14 protein-coding genes are annotated in these 16,029 nt (G+C 68.3%); 6 read left to right on the top strand and 8 right to left on the bottom strand.

Annotation, left to right across the window (positions count from 1 at the left end):
- Positions 1-91 precede the first annotated feature (91 nt).
- The 3 genes from U5N23_RS27255 to U5N23_RS27245 are packed head-to-tail and all read left to right on the top strand — an operon-like array spanning position 92 to position 1,877.
- Positions 92-292, top strand: coding sequence for a hypothetical protein (locus U5N23_RS27255; RefSeq protein ID WP_322595843.1), 201 nt, complete (start codon positions 92-94; stop codon positions 290-292).
- 27 nt (positions 293-319) lie between these two features.
- Positions 320-1,201, top strand: a complete 882-nt coding sequence (locus U5N23_RS27250) for a helix-turn-helix transcriptional regulator (RefSeq protein ID WP_322595842.1) — start codon at positions 320-322, stop codon at positions 1,199-1,201.
- A gap of 34 nt (positions 1,202-1,235) precedes the next feature.
- Positions 1,236-1,877 (top strand): glutathione S-transferase family protein, encoded by a 642-nt coding sequence (locus tag U5N23_RS27245; protein ID WP_322595841.1) that lies wholly within the window; start codon positions 1,236-1,238, stop codon positions 1,875-1,877.
- A gap of 29 nt (positions 1,878-1,906) precedes the next feature.
- Here U5N23_RS27245 and U5N23_RS27240 read toward each other — a convergent pair whose 3' ends face one another.
- Together U5N23_RS27240 and U5N23_RS27235 are read right to left on the bottom strand one after the other, a co-directional pair.
- The gene (locus tag U5N23_RS27240; RefSeq protein ID WP_322595840.1) at positions 1,907-2,668 is read right to left on the bottom strand and encodes an enoyl-CoA hydratase/isomerase family protein; all 762 of its coding nucleotides are present in this window, start codon (positions 2,666-2,668) and stop codon (positions 1,907-1,909) included.
- 157 nt (positions 2,669-2,825) lie between these two features.
- Positions 2,826-4,430, bottom strand: a complete 1,605-nt coding sequence (locus U5N23_RS27235; RefSeq protein WP_322595839.1) for an AMP-binding protein — start codon at positions 4,428-4,430, stop codon at positions 2,826-2,828.
- Positions 4,431-4,585: 155 nt separating this feature from the next.
- On the opposite strand from U5N23_RS27235, the gene U5N23_RS27230 reads away from it, so the two are divergent.
- On the top strand, positions 4,586-6,001 hold the full coding sequence (locus U5N23_RS27230) for a sigma-54 interaction domain-containing protein (RefSeq protein ID WP_322595838.1): 1,416 nt from the start codon (positions 4,586-4,588) through the stop codon (positions 5,999-6,001).
- 16 nt (positions 6,002-6,017) lie between these two features.
- Here the strand turns inward: U5N23_RS27230 and U5N23_RS27225 are convergent, their stop codons facing one another.
- The 4 genes from U5N23_RS27225 to U5N23_RS27210 form a co-directional block, all read right to left on the bottom strand.
- Positions 6,018-9,167 (bottom strand): efflux RND transporter permease subunit, encoded by a 3,150-nt coding sequence (locus U5N23_RS27225; RefSeq protein WP_322595837.1) that lies wholly within the window; start codon positions 9,165-9,167, stop codon positions 6,018-6,020.
- Between the two features lie 46 nt (positions 9,168-9,213).
- A complete protein-coding gene (locus tag U5N23_RS27220; RefSeq protein WP_322595836.1) occupies positions 9,214-10,581 on the bottom strand; it encodes an efflux RND transporter periplasmic adaptor subunit in 1,368 nt (455 codons plus the stop codon).
- Positions 10,582-10,718: 137 nt separating this feature from the next.
- A complete protein-coding gene (gene rnhA, locus U5N23_RS27215) occupies positions 10,719-11,168 on the bottom strand; it encodes a ribonuclease HI (RefSeq protein WP_322595835.1) in 450 nt (149 codons plus the stop codon).
- Positions 11,169-11,219: 51 nt separating this feature from the next.
- A complete protein-coding gene (locus tag U5N23_RS27210; RefSeq protein ID WP_322595834.1) occupies positions 11,220-12,047 on the bottom strand; it encodes a class I SAM-dependent methyltransferase in 828 nt (275 codons plus the stop codon).
- Here U5N23_RS27210 and gloB point away from each other — a divergent pair.
- On the top strand, positions 12,046-12,822 hold the full coding sequence (gene gloB, locus U5N23_RS27205; protein ID WP_322595833.1) for a hydroxyacylglutathione hydrolase: 777 nt from the start codon (positions 12,046-12,048) through the stop codon (positions 12,820-12,822). The genes U5N23_RS27210 and gloB overlap by 2 nt on opposite strands.
- Positions 12,819-14,369: a transglycosylase SLT domain-containing protein gene (locus tag U5N23_RS27200; protein ID WP_322595832.1), complete on the top strand. Its 1,551-nt coding sequence runs from the start codon at positions 12,819-12,821 to the stop codon at positions 14,367-14,369. The genes gloB and U5N23_RS27200 overlap by 4 nt, the downstream gene beginning before the upstream one ends.
- 150 nt (positions 14,370-14,519) lie before the next feature.
- On the opposite strand, the gene U5N23_RS27195 is transcribed toward U5N23_RS27200, so the two are convergent.
- Entirely contained in the window at positions 14,520-14,672 is a 153-nt protein-coding gene (locus U5N23_RS27195; protein WP_322595831.1) for a DUF3096 domain-containing protein, read from the bottom strand.
- Positions 14,673-14,901: 229 nt separating this feature from the next.
- A complete protein-coding gene (locus tag U5N23_RS27190) occupies positions 14,902-15,954 on the bottom strand; it encodes an ABC transporter substrate-binding protein (RefSeq protein ID WP_322595830.1) in 1,053 nt (350 codons plus the stop codon).
- Between the last annotated feature and the right edge of the window lie 75 nt (positions 15,955-16,029).

Genomic DNA, 16,029 nt, shown 5'->3' with positions numbered 1-16,029 from the left:
GATCGGATTGGCACAGAATGCGATTGGCGCCGCACCCTTTGAAAGCATCCCGGAACCTAGACTTTGCGCACACCAACCACCGGGAATCGACATGCCTTTCAACACCACCACCCCATTCACTGTACACAGACCCGACATGGCCGATGGCCGCGTGGCCCGCGCACAGCTCGCCAGCGCCAGGGGCGGCCCGCGCGACAACCTGCCGCCCACGGCCACGCCCGCCCTGCTGGCCTTCATGGCCGGGGCCCACACGGTGGGCAAGACCAGCTTCACCGCCACGGGATCACGCTGAGCGCGGTATTCGATGAACCACAGCCCCATGCGCAACGCACGCCCCGCTGCACCCGACCGCGCAGCCACGGCCCGCAGCATCCACGCCCTGCCCGGCGTGGGCATGGCGGCCCATGTGCTGCAGGGGCGCGGGCTGGAGATACTGCGCATGCGCATGGACCAGCCCGCGCTGATCCTGGTCGACCAGGGCACCAAGACCGTGCGCGCCGAGCGCGGCGCCACGGCCCGCGCCATGCCCGGCCAGGCCATCGTCATCGACGGCCAGCAGACAGTGGACTTCACCAACGCCGTGCCCAGCGGTGTGGACCACTACGAGGCCCGCTGGCTGGTGTTCGACACCGCCCTGTTCGAAGACCCCTACTACCTGGCCCGTGCTGCGCAGGCCGAACGCTCCGGCACAGCGAGCGCATCGGTGCGCCGGGTGCCCCAGGTGGCACCAACGCTGGCCAGCGCGTTCGAGCGCGCCGCCCAATCCCTGGCGCCCGACCAAGCCCTGCCCGCCTCCGTCGCGCGCCAGCGGGTGCTGGAGGTACTGCATTGGCTGCTGGAGCAGCACGGCATCGCCGTGCACGCCCCGCCGGTGAACCCCGGCGTATCGGTCAAGGTGCGCGCGCTGATCGCGGGGCGGCTTGACGCCGACTGGACCGCCGGCCGCATCGCCAGCGAACTGGCCGTGTCCGAAGCCACGCTGCGCCGCCGCCTGGTCGCCGAGGGCGCATCGCTCACCCAACTGCTCGTGGACGCGCGCATGGCCACCGCGCTCACGCTGCTGCAGGCCACCACGCAGCCGGTGTCGTCCATCGCGCTGTCGGTGGGCTACGAATCACCCTCGCGCTTTGCGGTGCGGTTTCGCCAGCGCTTCGGCTTTGCCCCCACGGCCGTGCGCGGCCATGAGCGCGGGGCCCACTGATCCCTTTTCTCAAACCCTCAACCAACCACTACCTATGCTCAAGATCCACCACCTCGGCCACTCCCAGTCCGAACGCATCGTCTGGCTCTGCGAAGAGCTGGGCCTGCCCTACGAACTGGTGCACTACACGCGCGACGCCGTCACGCGCCTCTCGCCGCCCGAACTCAAGGCGCTGCACCCGCTGGGCGCCGCGCCGGTCATCGAAGACGGCGACCTGCTGCTGGCCGAGTCGGCCGCCATCGTCGAGTACATCATTGCCAGGCACGGCGGCGGGCGCCTCAAGCTCTCGCCGGACCATGCGGACTACGCAGCGTTCCTGTACTGGTTCCACTTCTCCAACGGCAACCTGATGCCCGTGCTGGGCCGCATGATGGTGGTCAACCGCGCCCAGTTGCCGGCGGACCACCCAGTGCAGCAGAACGCGCAGGTGCGCCTGGACCGGGTGCTGGCGCTGGTGGAGGCTCGCCTGGGCGAAGCACCCTACCTTGCGGGCCAGGAGTTCACGGCTGCCGATGTGATGAGCGTGTTCTCGCTCACCACCATGCGGCTGTTCCAGCCGCTGGACCTTGCGCCGTACCCGAACATCCGCGCGTACCTGCAGCGCATTGGCGCGCGGCCGGCGTACCAGCGCGCGATGGCCAAGGGGGATCCGGATCTGGTGCCGATGCTGGACTGACAGCGCGGTTCACCGGTGCCTGCGCATGGTCACAACCGTCCCTTCGCAAACACCGCGATCCGCTGCGCCGTATCCGGGTCCGCAAAGCACGCATTCGCTGCCTTCCCCTCTGCCACCAGCGCGTCTTCGATCTTCGGCCCCAGGCCTGAAGTCAGCACGCGCTTGAGCCGCGCGGTGGCGCCGGCCGAACGGGTGGCCACCTCGGCGGCCAGGGCCATGGCGGTGGGCAGCATCTGGTCGGCCGGCACCACACGGTTGACGAGGCCCAGGGCCTTGAGGTCCGCAGCGCTCTGGCGCTCGCCCAGCACGATCAACTCCATGGTGCGCTGGTGGCCCAGTATCTGGGGCAGCAGGTGGGTGACGCCGCCGGTGACGAAGTGGCCCAGCGCCATTTCGGGGAAGAAGCAGACCAGCGTGTCGGCGGCGACCACCATGTCGCAGTTGAGCACCCATTCGAAGCCGCCACCTACCGCGTAGCCGTGCACGGCGCCGATGACGAGCTTGGGGCCGAACATGATGTCTCGCGTGATCTGCTGGATGCGCTCGCAGTGCTCGGCGATGGCGGCGGGGCTTTCGGACTGCTCGGCAAATTCCTTGAGGTCGTCGCCCGCGCAGAAGGCGCGGCCGGCGCCGGTGAAGACGATGCACTGCGTGGCGGCCTCGTTCTGCGCGGCCTGCAGTGCGGCGTGCAGGTCCACCAGCAGGGTGCCGCTGATGGCGTTGAGGCGCTCGGGGCGCTGCAGGGTGACGACGCTGACGGCGCCCTCGATGGTATGGGTGGCAAAGCTCATGGTTGGTCTCTCTTTCTCTCTTCGGTGGTGGCGACTCACAAAGCTCTTCTGGCGTTGTTGCTGCGTCTTGCCGTACTTTCAGTACTGTCTGCGACGCAGCGCCTAGCCAGAACCGCTTCGCTGAGCTTTGTGAGCCGCTTGGGGAACGTTGATGGGGTCAAGGATGAGGTAAGCGTACGGAGTCTGCTTCGCGGTCCCATGTGCCTGGCGCAATGCCTGCGGCCTGCAGTCGGAATTTCTCGACCTTGTCGGTGGGGGTCTTGGGCAGGGCGGGCAGCAGGCGCAGATAGCGCGGCACCATGAAGCGGGCCATGTGCAGGCTGCAATGCGCGGCCAGCGCGGCGGGGGCCAGGCTTGCACCAGGGCGCAGCACCACGCAGGCCATGACCTCTTCTTCGGTCATGTCGCTGGGCACGCCGAACACGGCGCATTCGAGCACGTCGGGGTGGGTCTCGATGCCCATCTCGACCTCGGCGGCGGAGATGTTCTCGCCGCGGCGGCGCACGATGTCCTTGGTGCGGCCGACGAAGTACATGTACCCCTCTTCGTCCTGGCGCAGCAGGTCGCCGGTGTGGAACCACAGGTCCTTGAAGGCAGCGAGCGTGGCCTCAGGCATGCCGTAGTAGCCCTGCATGAGCAGGCCGGGTTGCTCGGGGCGCAGCAGCAGTTCGCCGGGCTGCCCCACGGGCACTTCGAAGCCCTGCGGGTCCGCCAGCCGTGCTCGGAAAGCAGGGTCCACCTTGCCGCACGAGCCCATGCGCCGCGGTACGTGCAGCGGCTGGTACATGACGCCGCCGGCCTCGGTGGAGCCGTACAGCTCCACCAGGCGGCAGCCAAAGCGCTCTTCGAACTGCGGTGCAAAGGCTGGCAGGGGCACGCCCCAGCCCAGGCGGGCGCGGTGCTCGCGGTCGCGCGGGGTGGGGGGCTGCTTCCACAGCATGGTGACCGTGGCGCCCATGAAGTCGAACACGGTGGCCTGCAGGGCGCGCACCTCGTCCCAGTAGCGCGAGACGCTGAAACGCTCGCCGATGGCGGCCACGCCGCGCAGCAGCAGTGCGGGCACGATGGTCATGACGGTGGCGTCGAGGTGGAACATCGGGTACGGGCAATACAGCACGTCGTCCGGCCGCAGCTCCAGCCCCTGTATGAACAGCTGCGCCTGCGCGAGCACGAAGCGATGCCCAATCATGGTCGCCTTGGATCGGCCGGTGGTGCCGGAGGTGTAGAGCAGCAGGCACAGTGCATCGCAAACGACTTCGGGGCGCGGCAGGGTGTGCTCCGTGGGCTCCACGCTGCGCAGCAGGGCATAGGGTGCGCAGCCTGCCGCTTCGGCACCCACCACAAGGACCTGAGTGGCCGTGGCCAGTTGGCCCTGCACTTCGGCCCACTGCGCATGCAGCGTGGCATGCACCACGGCCAGGCGGCTTTCCACCAGGTTGACCGCATCGGCCAGCACCGTGCCGCGAAACGAGGTGTTCACCGGCGCAGCCACAGCGCCCAGCTTGGCCAGCGCGAACCACAGCACGGCCATCTCGATGCAGTTGGGCAGCATGAGGCTGACGTGGTGGCCCGCGCGCACGCCCTGGGCATGCAGGCCGGCGGCCAGGCGGTCGCTCTCCTCGTCGATCTGGCGGTAGGTCCACTCGCCCGCCGCCATGCGGATGAAAGGCTGGTGTGGCACCTCGGCAGCTGCGCGGCGCAGCTCGGCGCCAAGCGAGGGGGCGAAGGGATCGTGGGTAGCGGAGGAAGGGGCGTTGAGCATGGCTGTTGCAGGATAGGAAGGCCCTGCTCACAGGGCAAGCTCCGTGCCACACGCTGCAGCCTGGGTTTGCCTGCAAGCGCCTCGCATCGACGTGGCTGCGAGCGATATGATTTGCAACGACCGTTCAATAGTTGAACGTTTCATATTGCAACGCCATGCCCACCAAGCGACCGCCTGCCCCCGTCCCTGCCGCCACCAGCCCCAACGATCTGCTGGAACGCCAGGGCCAGCTCATCGAGGAACTGCAGACCCTGGTGAACCATGTGCCCTACGGCCTGATGGTGCTGGAGCCCGGCGGCGTGGTGCGCCACCTCAATGCCGAGGCGGCGCGCCAACTGCGGCTGCCGCGCCACCTGGCGCAGGGGCGCACGCTGGGCTCGCTGCTGGACTTCGACACCATGGTGGAGCAGGTGTTCCTGACGGGCGAGGGCTACACCGACCGCGAGCGCGTGATCGCCACCCCACGCTTTCAGCTGCATGTGCTGGACACGGCGGTGCCCGTGAAGGCGGCGGACGGGCGCGTGCTGTCGGTGGTGAACACCTTTCGCGAGATCAGCGGCGTACACCGGCTGGCCGACCGGCTGGCGGGCAGCCAGGCGCGCCATACCTTCGACACCATGATCGGGCAGAGCCCGGCGCTGCGGACCACCATCGCCGCGGCACGCAAGGCGGCAGCCGGCCAGGCCAATGTGCTGCTGTGCGGCGAGAGTGGCACGGGCAAGGAGGTGCTGGCCCAGGCGATTCACAACGCGAGTGCGCGGCGCGAGGGCCCCTTCATCGCCGTGAACTGCGCGGCCCTGCCGCGCGACCTGATCGAAAGCGAATTGTTCGGCCATGCGCCCGGCGCCTTCACCGGGGCGCAGCGCGAGGGGCGGCCGGGCAAGTTCGAGGCGGCCAGCGGCGGCACGGTTTTTCTGGACGAGGTGTCGGAGCTGCCGCTCGATGTGCAGGCCAAGCTCCTGCGTGTTTTGCAGGAGCGCGAAGTGGTGCGCCTGGGCAGCACGCGCGCCGTGCGGGTGGATGCGCGGGTCATCACCGCCAGCAACCGCGACTTGCATGCCATGGTGGCGCGCAAGGAGTTCCGCGAAGACCTGTACTACCGCTGCCACGTGATCGCGCTGACCCTGCCCCCGCTGCGCGAGCGCCCGGCCGACGTGGCGCTGCTGGCCACGCACTTCCTGGCGCGCTATGGCGCGGCGCTGGGCAAGCCGGTGCATGAATTGCCACCCACCGTGCTGGCCGCGCTGCTGCAGCACCCCTGGCCGGGCAACGTGCGCGAGCTGGAGAACGCGATGGAGCGGCTGGTGAACCTGAGCGAGGGCGGCACGCTGGATGCTGCGGTGCTGGGCCTGGTGCCGGCGTCGCACAGCGCGCAGACCCCTGCGGATTCATCAGCCCCCGGCACCGAGGTGCGCAGCCTGCGCGCGGCGGAGCGCGAGGCCATCGTGCACGCGCTCAAGGCCCACCGCTTCAACGTGACCCGTGCGGCGCAGGCCCTGGGCATTGCCAAACCCACGCTGTATGCCAAGCTGCGGCTGCACGGCATCGCGCTGGAGCGGCCACTGGCGTAGCGGGCCAAGGCCCGGCCTACTTCGCCACGTAATCGTGCGGCGGGTGCAGCGGCTCGGCGGGTTCCTCCGCAGCCACGGCGGTGTTGGCACCGGGCACGGCCTTGCGCGCAAACAGCGTGTACATGGTGGGCACGACGAAGATGGTGAGCAGCGTGCCCAGCGACATGCCGCCCACGATCACCCAGCCGATCTGCGAGCGCGTTTCGGCACCGGCGCCCGAGGCCAGGGCCAGGGGGATGGCGCCGAGCACCATGGCGCCCGTGGTCATGAGGATGGGGCGCAGGCGCTGGGCCGAGGCCTTGACGAGCGCGTCCACCATCTCCAGGCCCTGCTCGCGCAGCTGGTTGGTGAACTCCACGATCAAAATCCCGTGCTTGGTGATCAGCCCCACCAGGGTGATGAGCCCGATCTGCGAGTACACGTTGAGCGAGCCCCCGCTCCACTTGAGGGCCAGCAACGCACCGATCATGGACAGGGGCACCGAGACCATGATCACCAGCGGGTCAATGAAGCTCTCGAACTGCGCGGCCAGCACCAGGAAGATGAACACCAGAGCCAGCACGAAGACGATGCCCAGCGCGCCCTGCGAGCTGCGGAACTCGCGCGAGGTGCCGTTGAGGTCGGTGGTGTAGCCGGGCTTGAGCACCTTGGCGGCCGTGGCGTCCATGAAGGTCAGGGCCTCGCCCAGCGAATACTCGGGCGTCAGGTTGGCGGTGATGGTGGCCGAGCGGCGCTGGCCGAAGTGGTTGAGCTCGCGCGGGCTCACGCTTTCCTTGACGTTGACCAGGCTGGAGAGCGGAATCATCGCGTCGTTGCGGCCGCGCACGTAGATGCTGTCGATGTTCTCGGGCGTGGTGCGGCCACTGGCCTGGGTCTGCACGATCACGTCGTACTGCTCTGCGTCGCGCTTGTAGCGCGTGACGGTGCGCCCGCCGAGCATGGTTTCCACCGCCTTGGCGACCACGTCGACGCTCACGCCCAGGTCGGCGGCGCGGTCGCGGTTGACTTCGATGCGCAGCTCGGGCTTGTTCAGGCGCAGGTCCACGTCGGGGGAGATGATGCCGGGGTTCCTGGCGATCTCGGCCATCATGGCGTTGGCCACGGCGTTGAGGTTCTCGTAGCTGTCCGAGGTCTGGATCACGTAGGTGAGCGGGCGCGCGCGAAACCCCTGGCCCAGCGATGGCGGCGTGATCAAGAAGGCATTGACCCCGGGCAGGCTGGCCACCTTGGGCTGCAGCTCGCGCACCATGTTGAGGGTGCTGCGCGAGCGCTCCTCCCAGTCCACCGTGCGGTAGATCACGCTGCCCTGGGCCACCGTGGGGTTGCCGATGTTGGCGAAAATGCGGTCGAACTCGGGGTAGTCGCGGCCCACCTTTTCGAGCTCCAGCGCGTAGCGGTTGGTGTAGTCGAGCGTGGCGCCATCGGGCGCGGATACGCTGACGAGGATGGTGCCCCGGTCTTCGAGTGGCGAGAGCTCCTGGCGCATGCTGGGGTAGACCAGTACCAGCGCGGCACCGCTGGCCGCCATGACGACCAGCACCAGCCAGCGCGCCTGGAACAGTACGCTGCGCACACCGCCGCCCTTGCCGCCCCAGCGCGCGGTGACGATCCAGCGCAGCAGGCGGCCATAGGCGTCCGACAGGGATGTGAGCCAGCGCTCCATGGAGCGGTCGAACCAGTTGGGCTTTGGGTTGTGCCTGAGCAGCAGCGAGCACATCATGGGCGAGAGCGTGAGCGCCACGAAGCCCGAGACCACCACGGCGCCGGCCAGCGCCAGCGCGAACTCGACGAACAGCCGCCCCGTGCGGCCCGGCGTGAAGGCCAGCGGCGCGTACACCGCGACCAGGGTGAGCGTCATGGCGACGATGGCAAAGCCGATCTCGCGCGCGCCCTTGATGGCGGCCGAGAACGGGTCCAGCCCCTCTTCGATGTGCCGGTAGATGTTCTCCAGCATCACGATGGCGTCGTCCACCACCAGGCCGATGGCCAGCACCAGGGCCAGAAGGGTGAGGGTGTTGATCGAAAAGCCCGCCAGCGACATCAGCGCAAAGCTGCCCACCAGGCTCACCGGGATGGTGACGATGGGGATGATGGAGGCGCGCGCCGTGCGCAGGAAGACGAAGATCACCAGCGCCACCAGCACCACGGCCTCGGCAATGGTGGTGTAGACGCTTTTGACGGAGCGGTCGATGAACAGCGAGTTGTCGTTGGCGATGTCGATGGCGATGTCGGGCGGCAGGTCGGCCTTGAGCGTGGGCAGCATGGCGCGCACGCCGGCAGACAGCTCCAGCGGGTTGGCCGTGGCCTGGCGGATCACGCCCATCGAGATCGCGTCGCGCCCGTTCAGGCGCACGCGGCTGCGGTCGCTGGCGGCGCCCTCCTCGACCCGCGCCACGTCGCGGATGCGCACTGGAAAGCCGTTGACGGTGCGGATCACCACGTTCGCGAACTGCGTGGGGCTGGCCAGGTCGGTCTGCGAGGTGACGCTGAACTCGCGCTGCTGCGACTCGATGCGGCCGGCGGGCAGTTCCAGGTTGTTGCGGCGGATGGCGTCTTCCACGTCCTGCGTGGTCAGGCGGTAGCCGGCCAGGCGCTCGGGGTCGAGCCAGACGCGCATGGCGTAGCGGCGCTCGCCGTAGATGGGCACGTCGGCCACGCCGGTCACGGTCTGCAGGCGCGGCTTGACGATGCGGTTGAGCAGGTCGTTGATCTCCAGCGGCGTGCGCGTGTCGCTGCTGAAGGCCAGCCACATCACGGGCGAGGCGTCGGCCTCGACCTTGGCGATCACCGGCTCGTCCACGGCATCGGGCAGGCGGTTGCGCACGCGGGCCGTGCGGTCGCGCACCTCGGCGGCGGCGTTGTCGGCGTCTTTCTCCAGGCGAAAGCGCACGCTGATCTGGCTTTGCTCGGCGCGGCTGATGGAGGTGATCACGTCCACCGCGTCGATGCCGGCGATCGAGTCTTCGAGCGGCTTGGTGACCTGAGATTCGATCACCTCGGCCGAGGCCCCCGCGTAGCGCACGCTGACGGTGACCACAGGCTCATCGATCTTGGGGTATTCGCGCACCGACAGGCGCGTGAAGCTCACGGCGCCGATCAGCAGCACCAGGAGCGACAGCACGGTGGCAAACACCGGCCGGCGGATCGACAGTTCAGCGAGTTGCATGGCAGTGGCCCAGCAGGGTGCGGTGGATGAAGGGGCGCCAGGCTGCTCAGCCGGGCTGGCGCGCTGCGGCAGGGGCCGGGCGGCCCGAGGCGGAGCCTGCCACCTGGCAGGGGTTGGGGCCGGGCAGCGGTTCCACCAGTGCGTCCACAGGGGCTGGGGCAGGTGCGACCGGGGCCGGCGCAGGCGCGGGCACATCGGCCGCAGCCACCGTACCCGACGCTGCCCGCGCAGGTCCGGCGGCGCCCTGGGCCTTGCCGGGCGCCTCGGGCTGGCCCAGCACCACCACGCGCACAGCGGTCCCGTCGCGCTGGATGCGCTGCTGGCCGGCGGTGACGACCAGGTCGTCGGCGGCCAGGCCGTCCACCACCTCCACCAGGCCGGGGGCACGCGCGCCCAGCTTCACGGCGCTGCGCTGGCTCACGCGGGTGCCGGGCTCCTTGCCTTCGATCACCTTGTAGACGAAAGCGTTGCTCCCCTCGGGCACGATGGCCTCCTCGGGGATCACGCGGGCGTTGGCACGTTCGGAGAAGACGGTGGTGACGCGCGCGAACATGCCGGGGCGCAGCTGCAGGCGGCGGTTGTCGATGCAGCCGCGCACGGCCACGGCACGGCCGTCGGCGTCGATCTGCGGGTTGATGGCCTGGATGACGGCGGCGTAGCGCACGCCGGGCAGCGCATCGAAGGCCACGCGCGCCGTCTGGCCGGTGCGCACCTTGGCCTGCAGGCGCTCGGGCAGGCGAAAGTCCACGTACACCACGTCCAGGTCTTCCACGTTGACGATGTCGGCACCGTCCTTGAGGTAGTCGCCCACGTTCACGCCGCGGATGCCGGCAATGCCATCGAACGGCGCCAGGATGCGCAGCCGCGAGGCGGTGGCTTGGGCCAGCGCGAGCCTGGCCTGGGCGACTTCGAGGTTGGCCGCGCTCTCGTCGACCGAGCGCTGGCTGATGAAGCCCTGGGCCACCAGCTCCTGGTTGCGCTTGTGGTTGGCCTGGGCGATGGACAGTTCGGCCTGGGCCTGCTGCACCTGGGCGCGGGGCAACTGGTCGTCGAACTGCACCAGCACCTGGCCCTGGCGCACGCGCTGGCCATCGGTGAAATTGAGCTGGGTGATGCGCCCGCTGACTTCGGGGCGCAGCACCACGCTGCGGCGCGAGCGCAGGCTGCCGACGGCCTCGGCATCGTCGCGCAGCGCCATCTGGCGCACGGGCGTGGCCTCCACGGCCACCACCCGGCCTGCGCCGCCTGGCCCGCCCGGCCCCCGCGCGCTGGTCGGGGCGGTGTTTCCCCCTGCGGGCGCGGATGCAGCTTCCGCCTTGGGCGGCACAGCGGGTCGCTGAAGCCACCACGCAGCCCCCGAGGCGGCAGCGATGCCGACGACAGCAACAACGATGTAACGGGTTTTGGACGCCATGGATCCGCCGCAGTGAAATCGGTGAAGCCCGGGGAACGGGCAATCTGCCAATGTATCAGCGCGTATCAAAACCCGCAGCGTCCGGCTATTTCAGGGGTGGGAAATTGGGGATACTCCGCCGCCACCCTGGCGTTGTTTCAGCCGCGGCCCAGCGCCTTGTCCACGCCCTTGTTGGCCAACTGGTCGGCACGCTCGTTGCCAGGATCGCCCGAGTGGCCCTTGACCCAGCGCCAGTCGATGCGGTGGCCGCCGTTGGCGACCAGGGCGTCCAGGCGCTGCCACAGCTCCACGTTCTTCACCGGGGCCTTGCTGGCGGTGCGCCAGCCGCGCGCCTTCCAGCCGTGGATCCACTCGGTGATGCCCTTGCGCACGTACTCGCTGTCCAGGTACAGGGTGACGGCGCAGGGGCGTTTCAGGGCGGCCAGCGCCTCGATCACGGCCAGCAGCTCCATGCGGTTGTTGGTGGTGCCCAGCTCGCCGCCGAACAACTCCTTCTCCGACGTGCCTGCGCGCAGCAGCACGCCCCACCCGCCGGGGCCGGGGTTGCCCTTGCAGGCACCATCGGTGTAAATCACGACCTCGTTCAAAATGGATTCCTGTTCTTTCTTCTAATGACCGTGGAGTCTAAGGCGCAGCGTTCAGCGCCGGTGTGCGGGGCCCGGCGGCGAGGGGGTGCGGTGCGCCACGGGCACGGTGGCAGCTTTGCGCTGGCGGGTGGTGCGCCAGCCGGGCTCCAGCAGGCGCATGCCATGCACGCGCTTGACGGCCACCAGGAAGTACCCGGCCCCGAAAATCGGCCACCACTTCTCACCCAGCGGGTCCAGCCAGCCAAAGCGCTCTATCCACTGGCTGCTGCGCACCGCAGGACAATAACAGCCGAACCGGGCCGATTCGACCTCGAAGCTCAACAAGCGCAGCCAGTCGCGCAGGCGGCGGTAGCCGATGAACTCGCCCACATCGGGCAGGTACAGTGTGCCGTGGCCCAGGCGGCGGTACAGCCGTGCACGCCGCTGGCGCAGGCCCCACAGGCTCATGGGGTTGAGGCCGCTGATGACCACGCGCCCTTCGGGCACCAGCACGCGCGCCACCTCGCGCAGGGCGGCGTGGGGGTCTATGCTCAGTTCCAGGGTATGGGGCATCACCACCAGGTCGAGGCTGGCCTCGGCGAACGGCAGGGCCACGGGCTCGGCCAGCAGGGCAATGGCCTGGCGTGGCGTACCATCCTCGCGCAAGCCGGCTTCGGCGGCCAGCCCCGCTTCGCCCACGGCCTCCTGCCCCAGGGCCAGCCATTGGTGCGGCATGCGGTTGGTGCGAAGACCGTCCAGCAGGGGCATGCCCAGCTGCACGGCGTGGTAGCCGAAGAGGTCCGCCACCGCCTCATCCAGGCGGGCTTGCTCCCAGGCCAGCAGGTAACGGCCGGGCGGGGAATCGAACCAATGGTGCAAACCTATAATTTGATCGCTCATGAACCTGCTACCGCTGCCCGCCTTTGCCGACAACTACATCTGGATGCTGCACGACGCGCGCCAGGCCATTGTGGTCGACCCGGGAGATCCCGCACCGGTACAGAAGGCTTTGCACGACCTGGGTCTGCGATTGCAGGCCATTCTAGTCACGCACCACCACAACGATCACGTGGGCGGGGTGGATGTGCTGCGCGAGGCCACCGGCGCCACCGTCTACGGCCCGGCGCGCGAGAAGATCCCCGGGCCGCTGGTGCGCCTGGCCGCTGGCGACACGGTAGACGTGGCCGGCCTGCACTTCACGGTGCTGGACGTGCCGGGCCACACGGCGGGGCACATCGCCTACCACTGCGCGGACATGGCGGGCACGCCGGTGCTGTTCTGCGGCGACACGCTGTTCTCGGGCGGGTGCGGGCGGCTGTTCGAGGGCACGCCGGCGCAGATGCTCGATTCGCTCGACCAACTGGCGGCCCTGCCTGGCAACACCAGGGTGTGTTGTGCGCACGAATACACACTCTCGAACCTCCAATTTGCGCGTGCTGTGGAACCCGGCAACCAGGATCTGGTCCACTACCTCGGCTGGTGCGAGGCACAGCGGGCGCGTGGCCTGCCCACCCTGCCCTCCAGCATTGCGCAAGAGCGCGGTATCAACCCCTTCCTGCGCGTGCGCGAAACCGAGGTGTGCCAGTCGGCACAGCGGTTTGAACCCCAGGCAGATCAACACGACGCGGTGGCCGTACTGGCGGCCCTGCGCCAATGGAAAAACGAGTTTCGATGAAAATTGTGCACATCGCGTGCCTGGCCGGCATGCTCTGGCTGACTGGCTGCGCCACCACTGGGACCGATACGACCACGGCGTCAGGCACGCCCGACGCCTCCACGCCCCCCACCAGCAACACACCGGCACGCCCGGCGCCCCACACCCCGCTGTTTCCCAACGGACCTTTGCAGCCCATCACGGCGGCCGATGCGATCAATGCCGGGGGGGTGGCTTCGCTTTCGACCCCGGCCGATCTGTGGGACCGCATACGCCGCGGCTTTGCCATGCCTGACCTGGAGCACGAGCTGGTGCAGGACCGTGAGCAGTGGTATGCCACGCGGCCCGACTACATCCAGCGCATGACCGAGCGCTCGAGCAAGTACCTGTTCCATATCGTTGAAGAGCTGGAGCGCCGCGGCATGCCGACCGAGCTGGCGCTGCTGCCCTACATCGAGAGTGCGTTCAACCCCCAGGCCGTGTCGAGCGCCAAGGCCGCCGGCATGTGGCAGTTCATGCCGGCCACGGGCAGTTATTTCGACCTGAAGCAGAACGCCTTTCGCGATGACCGGCGCGACGTGCTGGCATCGACCCGTGCAGCGCTCGACTACCTGCAAAAGCTTTACGGCATGTTCGGCGACTGGCACCTGGCGCTGGCCGCCTACAACTGGGGCGAGGGCAGCGTGGGCCGCGCGATTGCGCGCAACAAGAAGGCGGGCCTGGGCACCAGCTACACCGACCTGAACATGCCTGCCGAAACCCGGCTGTACGTGCCCAAGCTGCAGGCGGTCAAGAACATCGTGGCCAATCCCGATGCGTTCCAGACCGAACTGCCGCTGATCGAGAACCACCCCTACTTCCAGAAGGTGGACATTACCCACGACATCGACGTGGCGCTGGTGGCCAGCCTGTCGGGCATTCGCGAGGAGGACTTTCGCGCGCTCAACCCCTCGTACAAGCGCCCCGTGATCCTGGCTGCCGGCACGCCGCAGATCCTGCTGCCCTGGGACAACGCCAAGGTCTTCCAGCGCAACTTGGAGGCGCGCCGCGAAGGCCAGTATGCGAGCTGGACGGTGTGGTCCGTGCCCACCACCATGACGGTGGCCGACGCGGCCCAGCGCACCGGCATGAGCGAGGCCGACCTGCGCGCCATGAACAACATCCCGCCGCGCATGCTGATCAAGGCCGGCTCGGCACTGATGGTGCCGCGCACGGTGACCACGCGCGAGGATGTGTCATCGCACCTGGCGGACAACGGCCAGCTGGCCCTGGCGCCAGAAGTGGTGACGCGCCGCACCACGGTACGCGCCCGCAAGGGCGAAACCGTGGCCTCTGTGGCGCGGCGCTACAGGCTCAGTGCGTCGAGCGTGGCAGACTGGAACGATGTGAAGGCCAATGCGGCCTTCAAGCTGGGCCAGCAGGTCGTGGTCTACCTGCCGGTGCGAGCCGCAGCGTCGACACGGGTGCGCTCAGCGAACGTGCGCTCGGTCGTGCAGACACGGGGAAAGCAAACCGCCAAGGCACCTGCCAAGCGCGGTGGCACCCCTTCAAAAGTCAAGAAGCGCTGAGCTGCGCGGGGTGGGGCTTTGCCAGAAGTGGCAGACCCCGCTCTCAAGAGTTGCTGAAAAACTTTCCTGGTAGGCGCCTCGTCGCAGACAGTACTGAAAGTACGGCAAGACGAGGCAACGACGCCAGGGAAGTTTTATCAGCAACTGCACTCAAAACTTCAACGAGTGCATGCCCATGAGCCCCAGAACACCCATCACGATGAGGTAGATCGCCACGATGGTGCTGAGCAGGCGCGGCATGATGAGGATGAGGATGCCCGCGATCAGGGAGACAAGCGGGCCGATGCTGAGGGAGAATGCCATGGGGAAATCCTTGGTGGGTAGAAAGTTGGTGTGCCGAGACTACGGCAAACCGGATGCCGGCCAATGTAAGCCATCTTCCCGTCCCAAAAGCGCAATCGGCGTGTGCGGCGAACGCAGGCCGCTTCATACGGATTTGCATTCGACCGTATAACCAGGCAGGAAGCCGCAGGCAGTGCTGTAGCACGACAAGGCGAACCAACGACGTTAGACGGTTGAAGGCGAATCCGTATCAGACGTTGTACTTCAGCCGCGCCTTGCGCACCCATTCATTGCTGTAGGTGCGTTCCAGGTCAACCTTCACGTCGGCCACTTCGACCCCGGTGCGCCCCAGCACGCGCAGCGCGGTGGCAGGCCCGTCTTCGGGCATCAGGCCGTTGGGCGAGAAGGTCTCGCGCACGCGGCTGAAGGCGGCCAGGTACAGGCCGCGGTCGCCCAGCAGGTAGCCTGGCGGCACCACCTTGATCAGGTCGGCCGGCGCGGCCGTCTGCAGCCACTTGAGCGCGTGCACGATGCCGTTGGTGAGAGCCTGCACCTGCGCGGCCTGCTTTTGCACGAAGGCCTGGGGTGCATACAGGCAACCGGCCGGCATGTTGCCGCCAAACAGTTCCTGCGACCCCTTCAGGGTGCGCATGTCCCCGACGATGTGCACGTCCATCTTCTGCTCGAGCAGGGTCATGATGGGATCGGCGTGGCACAGCGCCTGCACCTGGCCCGTGCGCAGCGCCGCCACGGCGGTTGCACCCGATCCCACGCCGACAAAATTCACGTCGCGCTCGCGCATGCCCGCGCGCGCCAGCAGGTGGATGGCCATGAGGTGCGTGGACGATCCCAGGGCCGAGACGCCGATGCGCCGGCCTGCGAGGTCAGCGAGCCCTTCATAGCGCGGCAGCGCCTTGCGCGAGATGCCCATGGCGATCTGCGGCGCGCGGCCATGCAGCGCCATGGCGCGCAGGTAGGTGCCGCGCACCTGCTGGCGGATGGTGTACTCGTAGGCGCCCGATCCCACATCCGCTGCGCCCTTCAGAACGGCCTGCAGCGCCATGGCGCCACCGGCGAAGTCGGAGACCACGACCTGCAGCCCTTCGCTCTCGAAATAGCCCAGCAGGTCGGCCAGCGCCAGCGGCAGGTGGTAGAGCACGTTTTGCCCGCCGACCGCCACCGTGACGCGGCCCAGCCCCGGCGCAGCCGCCTGCTGCGACAGCACGGCAGGCGCAAACACCGCAGCCGCCGAGAGGGCGGATACGGCAGCAAATGCGCGGCGGCTGAGCAAGGGACTGGGCATGGAAGAAAGAAAGGCGAAAAAGCCATTGTTGCACTGCAACAATCGTGCCTCAGCATAGCCCGGCAGGCATCAGGG

This window comes from Acidovorax sp. (genome assembly GCF_034519795.1).
Classification (GTDB): domain Bacteria; phylum Pseudomonadota; class Gammaproteobacteria; order Burkholderiales; family Burkholderiaceae_C; genus Acidovorax.
This window is presented reverse-complemented; position numbering and strand designations above follow the sequence as displayed.

What these genes read in the sequence shown, in the direction of transcription:
- U5N23_RS27210 (WP_322595834.1), bottom strand. Translation starts at nt 12,047, where the DNA reads ATGAGCGATCAAATTATAGGTTTGCACCATTGGTTCGATTCCCCGCCC.
- U5N23_RS27200 (WP_322595832.1), top strand. Translation starts at nt 12,819, where the DNA reads ATGAAAATTGTGCACATCGCGTGCCTGGCCGGCATGCTCTGGCTGACT.
- gloB (WP_322595833.1), top strand. Translation starts at nt 12,046, where the DNA reads ATGAACCTGCTACCGCTGCCCGCCTTTGCCGACAACTACATCTGGATG.
- U5N23_RS27190 (WP_322595830.1), bottom strand. Translation starts at nt 15,954, where the DNA reads ATGCCCAGTCCCTTGCTCAGCCGCCGCGCATTTGCTGCCGTATCCGCC.
- U5N23_RS27195 (WP_322595831.1), bottom strand. Translation starts at nt 14,672, where the DNA reads ATGGCATTCTCCCTCAGCATCGGCCCGCTTGTCTCCCTGATCGCGGGC.
- U5N23_RS27225 (WP_322595837.1), bottom strand. Translation starts at nt 9,167, where the DNA reads ATGCAACTCGCTGAACTGTCGATCCGCCGGCCGGTGTTTGCCACCGTG.
- U5N23_RS27245 (WP_322595841.1), top strand. Translation starts at nt 1,236, where the DNA reads ATGCTCAAGATCCACCACCTCGGCCACTCCCAGTCCGAACGCATCGTC.
- U5N23_RS27240 (WP_322595840.1), bottom strand. Translation starts at nt 2,668, where the DNA reads ATGAGCTTTGCCACCCATACCATCGAGGGCGCCGTCAGCGTCGTCACC.
- U5N23_RS27220 (WP_322595836.1), bottom strand. Translation starts at nt 10,581, where the DNA reads ATGGCGTCCAAAACCCGTTACATCGTTGTTGCTGTCGTCGGCATCGCT.
- U5N23_RS27255 (WP_322595843.1), top strand. Translation starts at nt 92, where the DNA reads ATGCCTTTCAACACCACCACCCCATTCACTGTACACAGACCCGACATG.
- U5N23_RS27230 (WP_322595838.1), top strand. Translation starts at nt 4,586, where the DNA reads ATGCCCACCAAGCGACCGCCTGCCCCCGTCCCTGCCGCCACCAGCCCC.
- U5N23_RS27250 (WP_322595842.1), top strand. Translation starts at nt 320, where the DNA reads ATGCGCAACGCACGCCCCGCTGCACCCGACCGCGCAGCCACGGCCCGC.
- U5N23_RS27235 (WP_322595839.1), bottom strand. Translation starts at nt 4,430, where the DNA reads ATGCTCAACGCCCCTTCCTCCGCTACCCACGATCCCTTCGCCCCCTCG.